At 36.6% G+C, this 14,102-nt stretch carries 13 protein-coding genes; 9 read left to right on the top strand and 4 right to left on the bottom strand.

Annotated elements, in window-relative coordinates:
* Positions 1 to 138: 138 nt before the first annotated feature.
* Positions 139 to 1,539: a Do family serine endopeptidase gene (locus ACSVH9_RS00855; RefSeq protein WP_438062060.1), complete on the bottom strand. Its 1,401-nt coding sequence runs from the start codon at positions 1,537 to 1,539 to the stop codon at positions 139 to 141.
* 137 nt (positions 1,540 to 1,676) lie between these two features.
* Here ACSVH9_RS00855 and dapF point away from each other — a divergent pair, with 137 nt between their 5' ends.
* The 9 genes from dapF to ACSVH9_RS00900 all read left to right on the top strand — a co-directional run bounded on the left by dapF (position 1,677) and on the right by ACSVH9_RS00900 (position 9,808).
* Positions 1,677 to 2,459, top strand: coding sequence for a diaminopimelate epimerase (dapF, locus tag ACSVH9_RS00860; RefSeq protein ID WP_438062061.1), 783 nt, complete (start codon positions 1,677 to 1,679; stop codon positions 2,457 to 2,459).
* Between the two features lie 16 nt (positions 2,460 to 2,475).
* Entirely contained in the window at positions 2,476 to 3,009 is a 534-nt protein-coding gene (locus ACSVH9_RS00865) for a GNAT family N-acetyltransferase (RefSeq protein WP_438062062.1), read from the top strand.
* Positions 3,010 to 3,020: 11 nt separating this feature from the next.
* Positions 3,021 to 4,061, top strand: a complete 1,041-nt coding sequence (mltG, locus tag ACSVH9_RS00870; RefSeq protein WP_438062063.1) for an endolytic transglycosylase MltG — start codon at positions 3,021 to 3,023, stop codon at positions 4,059 to 4,061.
* 20 nt (positions 4,062 to 4,081) lie between these two features.
* Positions 4,082 to 4,960: a DUF2279 domain-containing protein gene (locus ACSVH9_RS00875; protein WP_438062514.1), complete on the top strand. Its 879-nt coding sequence runs from the start codon at positions 4,082 to 4,084 to the stop codon at positions 4,958 to 4,960.
* Between the two features lie 97 nt (positions 4,961 to 5,057).
* Entirely contained in the window at positions 5,058 to 5,690 is a 633-nt protein-coding gene (locus tag ACSVH9_RS00880; protein ID WP_438062064.1) for a peptidoglycan-binding protein LysM, read from the top strand.
* Positions 5,691 to 6,161: 471 nt separating this feature from the next.
* Complete coding sequence (locus ACSVH9_RS00885; protein WP_438062065.1) at positions 6,162 to 7,553, top strand: RtcB family protein; 1,392 nt, start codon at positions 6,162 to 6,164, stop codon at positions 7,551 to 7,553.
* 1 nt (position 7,554) lies between these two features.
* On the top strand, positions 7,555 to 8,247 hold the full coding sequence (gene prfH, locus ACSVH9_RS00890; RefSeq protein WP_438062066.1) for a peptide chain release factor H: 693 nt from the start codon (positions 7,555 to 7,557) through the stop codon (positions 8,245 to 8,247).
* The gene (locus ACSVH9_RS00895) at positions 8,231 to 8,761 is read left to right on the top strand and encodes a hypothetical protein (protein WP_438062067.1); all 531 of its coding nucleotides are present in this window, start codon (positions 8,231 to 8,233) and stop codon (positions 8,759 to 8,761) included. Before prfH ends, ACSVH9_RS00895 begins: the two co-directional genes overlap by 17 nt.
* A gap of 141 nt (positions 8,762 to 8,902) precedes the next feature.
* Positions 8,903 to 9,808 carry a phytanoyl-CoA dioxygenase family protein gene (locus ACSVH9_RS00900; protein ID WP_438062068.1) on the top strand — a complete coding sequence of 302 codons (906 nt, stop codon included), beginning with the start codon at positions 8,903 to 8,905 and terminating at the stop codon, positions 9,806 to 9,808.
* 78 nt (positions 9,809 to 9,886) lie between these two features.
* On the opposite strand, the gene ACSVH9_RS00905 is transcribed toward ACSVH9_RS00900, so the two are convergent.
* From ACSVH9_RS00905 to ACSVH9_RS00915, 3 genes are all read right to left on the bottom strand, one after another.
* A complete protein-coding gene (locus tag ACSVH9_RS00905; RefSeq protein ID WP_438062069.1) occupies positions 9,887 to 10,462 on the bottom strand; it encodes a transposase in 576 nt (191 codons plus the stop codon).
* 102 nt (positions 10,463 to 10,564) lie between these two features.
* The gene (gene scpA / locus ACSVH9_RS00910) at positions 10,565 to 12,691 is read right to left on the bottom strand and encodes a methylmalonyl-CoA mutase (RefSeq protein WP_438062070.1); all 2,127 of its coding nucleotides are present in this window, start codon (positions 12,689 to 12,691) and stop codon (positions 10,565 to 10,567) included.
* 41 nt (positions 12,692 to 12,732) lie between these two features.
* Positions 12,733 to 14,097, bottom strand: a complete 1,365-nt coding sequence (locus tag ACSVH9_RS00915; RefSeq protein ID WP_438062071.1) for a methylmalonyl-CoA mutase subunit beta — start codon at positions 14,095 to 14,097, stop codon at positions 12,733 to 12,735.
* Between the last annotated feature and the right edge of the window lie 5 nt (positions 14,098 to 14,102).

Below are 14,102 nucleotides of genomic sequence, written 5' to 3' on the forward strand. Positions count from 1 at the left end.
ATAAAGTTGTGTTTTTTAAATTTTTTGCAAAAGTACCCTATTTCAATCGATTTCGTAAACTGTTTTGCAATTTTTTTTTATAAAAAAAAGCCATCATGCTTTGGAGCGTGATGGCTATTGGATTTCTGCTATGTAGTGTTAGATAATTATTCTGAAAATTTCTCCATTTCGGTTAATCATTTCAATTCGGATGCTTTGTTGCTCCTCTTTGTTTTTCATGATTTTTGAAACAGTTTCAACATTCGTAGCTTTTACATTGTCGATACTCAAAATGATATTGCCTTGTAATTCATCCGCATATTGTTGGTAACGTTCATTGGTGATGGCTTTGATTTTTACACCATAATCAATTTTGAATTTCTTTTTGTCGGCAGCATCAATATTTTCTACCTCGATTCCTTTGAACTCTGAACTAAAATATTCGTTTTTGCTCAAGGTTACTGTAGTCGATTTATTTTTACCCTCACGAATATAGTTGACAGCTACTTTGTCATTCGGGCGTTTAGTATTAATGTATCCTGACAAATCCGCAAATGTTGCTATGTTTTGGTTGTCAATTTTTACAATGATATCTCCTTTTTGCAAACCAGCTTTTTCAGCTCCCGAGTTTTTACTTACTTTATTAATGTAAAAACCTTGAGTTTCATTTACGCCTAAATCTTTTGAAGTTTTGCTGTTCAATTCGCCACCTTCTACACCAAGAATGCCTCGTTGCACGTTACCGAATTCCATTAAATCTTCAATGATTTTTCTAGCATTATTAGAAGGTACAGCAAAAGAATAACCCGTATAACTTCCAGTTGGTGAAGAAATCATCGTATTGATTCCGATTAATTCTCCTCTTGCATTTACCAACGCACCACCTGAATTTCCTGGATTTACAGCGGCATCGGTTTGAATAAACGACTGTATGCCTCTTGCGTCTAAGTTTCTAGCTTTGGCGGAAACAATCCCTGCAGTTACTGTTGAGTTTAAGTTGTAAGGATTACCAACAGCCAAAACCCATTCACCTACTTTTACGTTATCAGAGTTAGCAAAAACCGTGTAAGGCAATTTTTCATCGGCAGTGATTTTCAACAAAGCAATGTCCATTTTAGAATCGGTTCCGATTAATTTGGCAGGATAGGTCTTTTTATTGTTCAGTGTGATTTCGATTTCTGAAGCGTCTTTGATTACGTGATTATTCGTCACGATATAACCATCTTCAGAGATTATTACTCCTGAACCTGTTCCTACTTGTTCTTGTAATTGTCCGCCTCCATAGCCGTAGAAAAATTCCATAATAGGATTACTTACGGTTCTACGAGATACATTTTTTACGTGAACTACTGAGTGAACGGCTTTGTCAGCTGCTTCAGTAAAATCGACTGCTTCTGCTGAGAGACCTACATTTCTTCCGTAATTTTCTGATGCGACTGTTACAATGCCTTTTTTGTCATTAGAAAAATACCCATTGCCCTCAAATAAAAGCTTGTAAGCTCCCAAAGTGGTAGCACCACTAAGTAACGATACCAAAAATAAGGATGAAAATTTTTTCATAATACAATTTAGTTTTATTAGTTATTTGGTCACAAATTTAATAGATGTCTTTTTGCTAAAAAAGTAGTTTAACGCACTTTAACAGTGTTTAACTTTTCATTATTAATCGTACTTTTGTGCATTAAAATTACTAAAAAATGCTACTAGATTTTTATAAGTACCAAGGAACAGGAAACGATTTTGTGATGATTGATAATCGCTCTCTTTTTTTTCCAAAAGAGGATGTTACTCTAATTGAGCGTTTATGCGATAGACGATTTGGAATTGGTGCGGATGGTTTGATTTTACTCGAAAATGATAGCGATACGGATTTTCGTATGGTTTACTATAATTCTGATGGGAACGAAAGTTCGATGTGCGGAAACGGAGGCCGTTGTTTGGTGGCTTTTGCAAAACAATTGAACGTTATAAATAATGCCACAACTTTTATCGCTACCGATGGGCTACATCATGCTACCGTTGCTGCAGATGGATTGGTTTCTTTACAGATGATAGACGTAAATGAATTAAAAATCACTCCAGAATTTTCTTTTTTGAATACAGGTTCACCGCATCACGTTCAAATTGTAGATGACCTTGAGCATTATAATGTAAAGGAAAATGGTGCCGCAATTCGTTACAGTGATTTGTATGGCAAGGCGGGTAGTAATGTTAATTTTGTTTCTCAAATAAACGAAGATACGTTTGCAGTTCGCACATACGAACGCGGAGTAGAAGATGAAACTTTGGCTTGTGGTACAGGGGTTACAGCAGTCGCGATTGCTATGAATGCAACGGGAGTTACCGCTTCTAATGCGATTCATTTGAAGGTAGAAGGAGGAAAGCTTGAAGTATCTTTTGAGCAATTAGGAGGTCAGTATACCAATGTATTCTTAAAAGGACCTGCACAATTCGTCTTCAAAGGTCAAATCGAAATCTAATTATTCTAACATCTTGATGAATACATTAAAAGGGAAAACAGTTTATTTACGAGCTTTAGAACCCAATGACTTGGAGTTTGTATATGCTATGGAAAACGACCAAAGTATTTGGGAAGTGAGCAACACGCAAACGCCCTACAGTCGTTTCTTGGTCAAGCAGTATTTAGAAAATGCCCATCAAGACATCTACGAAGCCAAACAATTGCGGTTAGCAATATGTAAAGACCAAGATTTTCCAGCTGTTGGACTCATTGATTTGTTTGAATTTGACCCCAAAAATAATAGAGCAGGAATTGGAATCGTTATTCAGTCAGCAGGGAATAGAAATCAGCAAATAGGTTCTGAAGCTTTAGAACTTTTGATTCGGTATTCTTTTTATGACTTGAATTTACATCAGCTTTATGCAAATATAAGCGTTGAAAACACCGCTAGTATTGCTCTTTTTACTAAATTTGGCTTCGAAAAAATTGGAACAAAAAAAGATTGGATTTTAGTAAATGGTTCCTACAAAGACGAGGCTATCTTTCAGTTAATTAATCATAAATTTTAAAATTTTATATTTTGAACGTAAAAAAAATCATTTCAATCGGAGCTGTAGTAGTTGCCGCTGTGTTATTAGTGTACGGTTTTGTATTGATTCGTCAAATTTTTAGTGCCAATACTAAATTCACAGAAGAGAAAGTATATGTTTATGTTCCAACGGGTTCTGATTATGAGGCAGTCAAAAAACTCATTTCACCTTATGTTGAAGACATGCAACGATTTGAATTGGTAGCTGGGAAAACGAGTTATCCAGAAAACGTGAAGTCAGGGCGATTTTTACTTAAAAACGGAATGAGTAGTTATGATTTGGTAAAAACCATGCGAATCAATGATCCTGTGAAATTGGCTTTCAACAACCAAGAGCGTTTAGAAAACTTAGCAGGTCGTGTGGGCTCACAAATCGAACCAGATAGTTTGTCTTTATTGACTACGTTCAAAGATTCTACTTTTCTTAAAGAAAACGGTTTTACAGAGGATAATGTTTTTGTAATGTTTATTGCCAATACTTATGAAGTATATTGGAATATTACAGCTGAAAAGTTCCGTGATAAAATGATCAAAGAATACCGTACTTTTTGGAATGAAAAAAGAACCCAACAAGCGGCTCAACAAGGTTTAACTCCTGTTACAGCAACGATTTTAGCTTCTATTGTTCATAAAGAATCGGTTAAAAAAGACGAAAGACCTCGTATCGCAGGAGTCTATTTGAACCGAATGAAACAAGGAATGCCTTTGCAAGCAGATCCCACTGTGATTTTTGCTTTAAAAAAGAAAAGCAATGATTTTAATCAAGTAATTAAGCGCGTGTTTTACAATGATTTGTTTTTAAACTCGCCTTACAATACCTATAAAAATATAGGTTTACCCCCAGGTCCAATTGCTATGCCTGATATCACAGCACTTGAAGCGGTTTTGGCACCTGAAAAGCACAATTACCTTTATTTTTGTGCAAGTGTAGATCGTTTTGGATATCATGAGTTTGCTGCTACCTTGCCAGAGCATAATATTAATGCTAAAAAGTATTCAGATTGGATCAACAATCAAGGAGTAAAACGATAATCAATTCCTTTCGAAATACGATGTTTCGATTGCTACTTTTTTTTTGGAGCACTTTTGGGCTTTTTGCACAAGAGGCTCCAAACTCTTTTTTTACCCCATCCGATTCTTTAAATATTCAAAGAAGAAACGCTGTTATCATTACCGAAACGGTGTTGGGAGGTGCTACTTTGTTAGGACTGAATCAACTCTGGTACGCGGATTATCCTAAATCAAATTTTCATTTTATTAATGACAATGCCGAGTGGTTGCAGATGGACAAAATAGGACATTTGTATTCTGCTTATCATTTGGGACGTTTTGGTGCCGAAGCTTTACATTGGAGTGGCGTTCGAAAACAAGATCAGCTGATTTATGGTGCTACTTTAGGTTTTGCTTTTTTGTCTATAGTTGAAGTGATGGATGGCTATTCTGCTGAATGGGGAGCTTCATCTGGAGATATTATAGCCAATGCACTTGGCACTGGATTTTATGTTTCGCAAGAGTTGCTTTGGAAGGAACAACGAATTATCCCAAAGTTTTCTTTTCACACGACTTCATTTGCAGCACAAAATCCCAATAAATTAGGGAGTACTTTTTCAGAGCAGTTACTGAAAGATTACAATGGACAAACCTATTGGTTATCGGCGAATATGCATTCTTTTTTCAAAGGATCTAAAATTCCAAAATGGTTGAACCTAGCATTTGGATACGGGGCTGACGGGATGCTCTCAGGAATTGATCCAAAAGATCAACGATACAGACAGTTTTATCTTAGTTTTGATATTGATTTAACGAAAATTACTACTAAAAATTCTTTTTTAAAGACCCTTTTTTCGGTTTTTAACACCATAAAAGTACCTGCTCCAACTTTGTCATATAGCACTCACACTGGCTTTAAGGTACACTCCTTGTACTTTTAACAATTTTTAACTTACTGTTTTTCAGTCTCCTTTTTTAAAGTGGTATCTTTGCGTGTAGAAATTTCACAAGGTGACAGCGCGTGAAGAAAAACAATTTATGATAAAGAAATGGTATTTTTTCTTGAGTTTAATGGGTATTGTTGCCTTTTTAAGCTTAGGTTTTAAAAACGAAAAAAAGAGCCTCAGTCCAGTGGTTCAACCTGTAGAAAAGGAAACTACAATTTCAGCTTTTCCTTCCAACGAAACGTCTATTGCAGACATTCCCTTTACCAAGAATTTATTTGTAGGCTTCAAAGAAGCTATTGCTCACAAAGAATCTAGAGGTAAATATCAAAAAGTAAATTCTTTTGGTTACTTAGGGAAATATCAATTTGGTGTGCAAACACTTCGAGCGATTGGTGTACAAAATCATCACCATTTTTTAAACAATCCAGCATTACAAGAAAAAGCCTTTATTGCGCTTTTGTCCAAAAACAAATCCTTGTTGCAATCGGTTATCGAGAAACACGAAGGAAGCGTTATTGATGGAATTTTAATTACCGAGTCTGGTATTTTGGCTGCTGCACATTTAGCAGGAGCTGGTACGGTAAAGAAATTTTTTAGACACAAAGGAAAAAGGTATTTCCGTGATGCTTATGGTACTTCATTGCGAAGTTATTTAAAAGCTTTTGGAGGCTATGACACCTCGGTTATTGTTGCTAACAGTAACGCAACGGTACATTCGATTTAAGTATTTTACAATTATTTTAAAGAAAGCTATGATTCAATTCATAGCTTTTTTTGTTGTAAATCACTGTCAAATAATATTTTTTTTGATTTTAATTAACTGTTTGTTAATGTCTTAGTGTTTTTTATTGCTTAAAAAATAGAATTTATTAGGAAAATTGAAAAATAAAAATAAATCTTTGTGCCAGAAAATTAGTAACCTTTTAACAGCGAAGAAAATGTTTGTATTTAAATCATTACCTCAAAGCGACGCATCAGTTGGAACTGGTGTAGCTTTTCTTCGTGGCTTCTCACAATCATAGATAAAACAACATATATGAAAAAGCCCGAAGACATTTAGTTTCGGGCTTTTTTTTGTTTATTCTAGAACCTTCAAAAACTTTCCCGAAACGTATTCAAAAAAAATGCAATGTGCTATTGCTTTGCCTTCTTGGTAAGTTTTTGCGCATTGTTATGAATCATTTTTAAAATAATCATGGGAAATAAACTATCCGGGAAAGACTTAATCAAATTAGGCTTCCCAAAAAATAATGCCATAAATATTGCCTTAGGGCAAATCAACAGATATCGAAAAAAAGAGAAAAAGGAAAGTATTTTAACTGAAGCTAAACAAGTATTGCTACATCCAGAAAAATTCAAAGGAGACGGTACTTGGGGAAAAGTAGCTGAAGGTTTAGTCAATCCCGTTCAAGTAAAATTCAATCAATTGAAAACGACTCGAGCCCCTTTTTCCATCTTTGGAGAAAACGAAATTGACGAGCAAGCAAAGTTTCAATTGTATGACGCTTTAAAATTGCCTATTTCGGTAAAAGGTGCTTTAATGCCGGACGCACATTCTGGTTACGGATTGCCAATTGGGGGTGTTTTAGCCACAGATAATGCGGTAATTCCGTATGGTGTAGGAGTAGATATTGGTTGTAGAATGAGTTTATCGATTTTCGATTTGCCTGCGTCTTTTCTTAAAGGGAAAGACCATCAATTGCAAGCCATTTTGAAAGACAATACCAAATTTGGAATGAGTGAAACGCATAAGATTAAAGCCGATAATGAAGTCTTTTACCGAGACGAATTCAAAACCATTCCAGTTGTGAAACAGTTGTTAGACAAAGCGTACAAGCAATTGGGCTCATCTGGTGGAGGAAACCATTTTGTGGAATTCGGAATTGTGAAATTAGACAATCCCTTACCTGAATGGAAGTTGGAAGCCAAAGAATACGTGGCAGTTTTATCGCATAGCGGTTCACGCGGCTTGGGTGCCAATATCGCCAAACATTACACGTATTTGGCAAGTAAACAATGTCCGTTACCCAAAAATGTACAGCATTTGGCTTGGTTGGATTTGAATACACATGATGGTCAAGAGTATTGGTTGGCTATGAATTTAGCAGGCGATTATGCCAAAGCTTGTCATGAAGATATTCACAGAAGATTGGCTAAAGCGCTAGGAAAACGCATTGTGGTAACCATTGAAAATCATCACAATTTTGCTTGGAAAGAAATGGTTGATGGCAAAGAATGTATAGTGCACCGAAAAGGAGCCACGCCTGCTGCTAAAGGACAATTAGGAATCATTCCGGGTTCGATGACAGCGCCAGGATTTATTGTATTGGGTAAAGGAAATGAAGAAAGTTTGCAATCGGCTTCGCACGGAGCGGGACGTTTGTTTTCGAGAGCGAAATGCAAAGCTACTTTTACACAAAGTCAGATTAAAAAAGTTTTGGCTGACAACGATGTTTCTCTAATCGGGGGCAATATTGACGAAGCACCAATGGCGTATAAAAACATTCATACGGTGATGAATTTACAAACGGAATTGGTGGATGTGTTAGGCACTTTTACACCAAAAATTGTTAGAATGGACCGATAAGATGGAAAAGATAATACAAATAACATCGGGAAGAGGACCAGCAGAATGCACTTGGGTAGTGGCTCAAGTCCTGAAAAAAGTGTTGCAAGAAGCGGAAGCTTTACAAATGAAAGCAACTGTTTTGCAACACGAAGCAGGTTCCGAAAATGGAACAGTAGCTTCGGCAATGGTCCAAATTATTGGAAAAGATGCTTCTGAATTTAAGGATTCATGGGTGGGAACCATTCAATGGATTGGGAAAAGTACCTTTAGAAAGTTTCACAAACGTAGTAATTGGTTTATTGGAATTTTCGAAATAGATACGATTCCATCTCGTGCTTTTTCTGAAAAAGACATTCAGTATCAAGCGATGCGAAGCTCGGGAGCTGGTGGACAACACGTGAATAAAGTAAGTTCGGCGATTCGAGCGACACATGTACCAACGGGAATTAGTGTAGTAAGCATGGATTCACGTTCGCAACATCAGAATAAAAAATTGGCTATGGAGCGTTTGTTGCTTAAACTAAATGAAGTCCAATTGCAGCTTTTGAAACAACAATTTCAAAGTCAATGGACAAATCAACTAGCAGTGGAACGCGGAAATCCAATTCGAACTTTTGAAGGTTCTGATTTTAAAAAACTCAAAACTGAGAAGAAATTTAAAGCTGTACGACAGCAATTAAAAAACGAATTAAAAAATGAAAAATACAGATAAATATTTGTTTCAGGCCTTGGATAACTATCCTTATTCTTTAGAAGAAACAATTGAATCTTTGGATTATGCAATGTCATACGATGCAAAAAACACAACTGCTTTGTGTTTGTATGCTAGAATTCAGACAGAGCAATTGCAAAATTATGAAGCTGCTAAGACTTATTTTCAAGAAGCATTGGCTATTAATATAGATGCCGTAACGGTGTATCCATATTATTTAGAAACCTTGCTTTTGAATGAAGATTATGAAGAAGCTTCTAAATTAATTGATTTTGCCTTAACGATTAAAGGGATTAATAAAATGTCGATTTTATTAAAAAAAGTGCAATTGTTGGAACGTCAACACAAGATAGAAGAGGCAATAAAAGTAATGAAGGAGGTAAAATTAGCCTCTTTTGCAAACGATTCTTTTGAAATAGATGAAGTGGACAATCGATTGAAAGCCAAAAAGGACTTGCTAAAGCCAAAGAAGAAATCGAAGAAGAAATCGGATAAAATTGTCAAGAAGAAATGAAAGAACCAGCTTTAGAGCTGGTTTTTTTATGATTCATGCAATAGAATCAGATTTCATAACTAAAAAGTTGGGCTTTAGTACATCTAAGATTATGATGCATTTTGCATTTGTTATATTTGATATAGCGTTAATGATGTACTTATGAATACCAATCACTTACTTGTTGCTTTCAGAAATCGAGCCTTAGGAGTCAAAGAAACGACTGGAAACTGGACACATGAAATAGAATATTTATACAAAAGAGGAGTCGGAATTGATGAAGCTTTGCATTATTTGTACTTTGAAAAAGCTTCTATTGAAGAATTTGAAAGTTGGGTGCAAGAAAAAGAAGGAAAACTTATTCAATCGGTCACTCAAGAAACTTCAGTTTTAAGTGATGACGAATTGCAGTTTTTTGAAACCAACGGGTATCTTATTTTACCTAATGCGATTTCAAAGGCGGATTGTGTTGCAACCCAACAGCTGATTTGGGAGTTTTTGGGAATGCATCCAGAACAACCCGAAACTTGGTACCAAAGCCATCCCCAACAACGCGGAATGATGGTTAATTTTTTTGACCATCCGTTGTTAGAAAAAAACAGAGCTTCGGCGAGAATCAAGAAAGCTTTCGAACAACTGTATCAGTCTGAAGCTATTTACAAAACCATCGATAAAATAAGTTTTAACCCACCAGTGACTCAGAGTTATTCTTTTAAGGGTAGTGATTTACATTGGGATGTGAGTTTGCAATTACCCATTCCGTTCCGATTGCAAGGCTTGATTTATTTATCTGATTGTGGGCCACAAGATGGCGCTTTTCGTTGTGTGCCTGGTTTTCATCATCAGATTGCTTCTTGGATGGAGCAGGTTCCAGAGGGTGTTCATCCGAGAGCACACGCTTTAGCAACACTCAAACCCCAAGCCATTACCGCCTCTGCTGGCGATATGGTGATTTGGCATCAAGCACTGCCACATTGCGCAACACCAAATTACGGTACTTCACCACGTATGGTGCAATACCTAAGTTATATTAGTGAAGCGTATGTAGAAGCTAAAGAGTGGGTTTAGAATTGTTTAAACCTGACTGGTTTAATCAAAGAAAATAACACAGTTTCTTCTTTAAACCTGACAGGTTTTTAAAACCTGTCAGGTTTGAATCCAATTTTCAATTTCAAAATAATTACCTTTTTGTAGGTGAGTGTTTTTAAAATTATCTAAATCATTAAAAATTTCTATTACTTCTTTTCTTTTAATTTTTGTTGGCTTTTCTGATAAACAACTGAGATATGAACTCCATGAATATTCAATTGGATGGTTGCAGATTTTATGATGTACAGGATTATTATGTATGTAAGCAATTACATTTTGTAAATAGGGATTATAATTAATTTGTTTTCTTTTAAAAGGTCTCTCAAATAAGGCACCATGTCGATTATATCTTTTGTTATAAGCTTTGGTGTAAGCATTAAATAAATTTGAAAAGGATTGAGAAGGTAAAATACTTTTCTCTGTATTTTTTTCAGAAAGTTCTTTTATTCGAACTAAAAAATGAAAGTGATTCTTCATTAAACACCAAGCAAAGGTTTCTGCAATTGGGTTTATATGAGTTTCGAATAGTCTAAGGAAATGTTCGTAGTTTTCTTTTTCGTTAAACAGTGTTGTGCTATTTATTCCACGATTATAAATATGGTAATACTTACCATGTTCTAAGGCTTGAAACATAATTAATTGGCTTATATATACTTACAAATATATAAAAAGATTTATATAACCAAAAAAATTAAACCTGACAGATTTTTAAAACCTGTCAGGTTTAATTATGTTTTATTCCTCCATCAAAATCTCCAAAATACTAATCGCAGCCTCACTAATTTTGGTTCCAGGACCAAAAACGGCAACAGCTCCTGCGTCAAAAAGGAATTGGTAGTCTTGCACTGGTATGACGCCACCCACTACGACCATAATATCTTCACGACCGTATTTTTTAAGTTCTTCAATCACTTGTGGGACTAAGGTTTTGTGACCTGCTGCCAAGGATGAAACGCCAAGAACATGTACATCGTTTTCAACGGCTTGTTTGGCTGCCTCTTCTGGCGTTTGAAACAAAGGGCCAATGTCTACGTCAAAACCTACATCGGCATAACCTGTGGCTACAACTTTGGCTCCACGGTCGTGTCCATCTTGCCCCATTTTGGCAATCATGATTCGGGGTCTTCTTCCGTCTTGTTTGGCAAAAGCATCGGCAAGTTGCTTGGCTTTTTCAAAACTTTTGTCGTCTTTAATTTCTTTGCTATACACGCCACTAAAGGATTTAATTTGTGCTTTGTAACGTCCAAAAACCGTTTCTAAGGCATCGCTTATTTCGCCAAGTGTTGCTCGGTTTCTTGCGGCTTCTACGGCAATTTCTAACAAATTGCCTTCATTGGTTTTGGCACAATGAATCAATTTTTCGAGACTACTTTTTACTTTTTCGGAGTCTCTGTTGGCTTTGATTTTTTCCAATTGCGCTAACTGTTGTTTTCGAACCATTTGGTTGTCTACATCCAAGATTTGCAAAGGGTCTTCTTTCTCCAATCGGTATTGATTGACACCTACAATAATATCTTGTCCGCTGTCGATTCGCGCTTGTTTTCTAGCGGCAGCTTCTTCAATTCTCAATTTTGGAATACCGGCCTCAATGGCTTTGGTCATTCCACCCAAGGCTTCCACTTCTTGAATCAATTGCCAAGCTTTTTCGGCAATTTCATTCGTAAGACTTTCTACATAGTAACTGCCTCCCCAAGGGTCTACGGTTTTGGTAATTTGGGTTTCTTCTTGTAAATAGATTTGGGTATTTCTTGCAATTCTTGCGGAGAAATCAGTTGGTAGAGCAATGGCTTCGTCTAGTGCGTTGGTATGTAATGATTGAGTGCCTCCAAAAGCAGCTGCAGCCGCTTCGATTACGGTTCGTGCTACGTTATTAAAAGGGTCTTGTTCGGTTAAACTCCAGCCAGATGTTTGACAATGGGTTCGCAAGGCCAATGATTTTTCATCCGCAGGGTTGAATTCTTTTAGCAGTTTAGCCCAAAGCATTCTACCCGCACGCATTTTGGCAATTTCCATAAAATGATTCATTCCAATGGCCCAGAAGAAGGATAATCTTGGTGCAAATTCATCAATTTTCATTCCGGTTGCTAAACCTGTTCTGATGTACTCTAAACCATCGGCTAGGGTGTAAGCCAACTCAATATCTGCGGTAGCTCCCGCTTCTTGCATGTGGTAACCAGAGATGGAAATCGAGTTAAACTTTGGCATTTTCTTGCTGGTAAATTCAAAAATATCAGCAATAATTTTCATAGAAGGAGTAGGAGGATAGATGTAGGTATTTCGCACCATAAACTCCTTTAAAATGTCATTTTGTATCGTTCCAGAAAGTTGTTCTGTAGCTACGCCTTGTTCTTCTGCTGCTACAATATAAAAAGCCATAATTGGCAAAACTGCACCATTCATAGTCATCGATACCGACATTTCTTGCAGTGGAATTTGGTCAAATAACACCTTCATGTCTTCCACGGTGTCAATGGCTACACCTGCTTTTCCAACGTCTCCAACCACACGTTCGTGATCAGAATCATAGCCTCTGTGCGTAGGAAGATCAAAAGCAATGGACAATCCTTTTTGACCCGCAGCTAAATTGCGTCGGTAGAAAGCATTGCTCTCTTCTGCAGTAGAAAAGCCCGCATATTGGCGTATCGTCCACGGTCTACGAACATACATAGTCGCATATGGTCCACGTAAGTTGGGCGCAAAACCAGCCCCAAAGTCCAAATGCTCTAAGGTTTCAATGTCTTTTTCGGAATAGGTAGGGGGAATCGTAATGCCTTCCGCTGTTAGGAAAGGCTCGTGACTAGGTAAACTAGCACTTTTTGTGGAATGGTCTAAGGTAATATGTTGAAGGTCTTTTCTTTTCATGGCTCGAATAGTAATGGTGAATCGTTTTGGTTGGAATAAGCTTACTCTAAGGCGAGTCGTTCTTGTTCGATTTTTTCGGCCAAACGTTTTTCGATTATTGGGGTAATCAGTGTTTTTCGTGGATTGATTTTTACAAAAGGAAACAATTCCAAATCGTGCTTCATTCGGTCAGCTTGGTTGGGATGTTTGTTGGTTCCTAATAATATTTTTTTACCAGTATCAAATAAAGCTTGTTCCTTGTCGGCACTTTCTTGGATTTTTCTTTTGACGGTACCTTCTTTCAATTGCTTTAAGAAACCTCCGTTTTTTTCGATGTCTTTAAACAATTGAAGTGCTTTTTCTGCTAACTGTTGTGTGATGCTTTCTATATAATAACTTCCGTCAGCTGGATTGTTGACTTTGTCGAAATACGATTCGTTTTTCAGAATCAACAATTGATTTCTAGCAATACGATCTCCAAATTCGTTGTCTTTGTGATACAAGGCGTCATATGGCAAATTAGCAACTGCATCTGCTCCTCCCAAAATGGCACTCATGCATTCTGTAGTAGTTCGTAACATATTGACATTGTAGTCGTAAATTGTTTTGTTTCTTTTAGTTGGAGTGGCTAGAATATGACAATCTATATCCAATTCATAGGCATTGGATACGATTTCAAAAAGTTGACGTAAGGCTCTTAATTTTGCAATTTCGAAGAAATAGTTACTACCTATGGCGACTTGAAACACCACACTTTTCTTGCCATTCGGGATATGGTTGAAATACTCATTGGCATGCGCTAAACCATAGGCTAATTCCTGAACCATAGTGGCTCCTGCATTTTGATACAATCCCATATTGACACTCAATAATGAGCAATTTTGGGTACTTTTAAAAAGCGATTTAAGGGTTTCGAAATTGTCTTTTTCTGCTGATGAAAACCAATTGCCGTCTTGGGCTAATTGTCCGATAGGATCCAATAAGCAGAAAATAGTAGCTTCTTTTTCTTTTGCAATTTGGTCAATTTTTGCAACGAAATCGATTGAAAGAAATTGGAAATGAAAATAAAGAGTTGTTGTTGCTAAAGGAAGTGCTGCAAGTAATTTTTCTACAGCAATATTTTCATTAGGAATCGTAAATCGGAGGCTAGTTGCTCCGCGTTGTAGTGTATCTAAAGCTCTTTCGATGGATTTGTCTAAATCGTGTACAAAGATGTTTTGGCAAATACTGAAGGCAGTTGCTTGGGTACTAATGCTAGCACTACCTTTTAAATCTTCTTTGTCGTAGAATGGTTTTACTTTTATTTCCTCTGGGGAATTCCAAATCACTGTTTCGTTGTAATCGGCACCTTTGAGTTCAAATTGGATTTTTTGTTTCCATTGTTTTGCCGAAACAGGATTGAAATCTTCAAATAGATTGTTCGCCATTGTAG

The sequence above is a fragment of the Flavobacterium sp. RSSB_23 genome (assembly GCF_051547145.1).
GTDB lineage: Bacteria > Bacteroidota > Bacteroidia > Flavobacteriales > Flavobacteriaceae > Flavobacterium.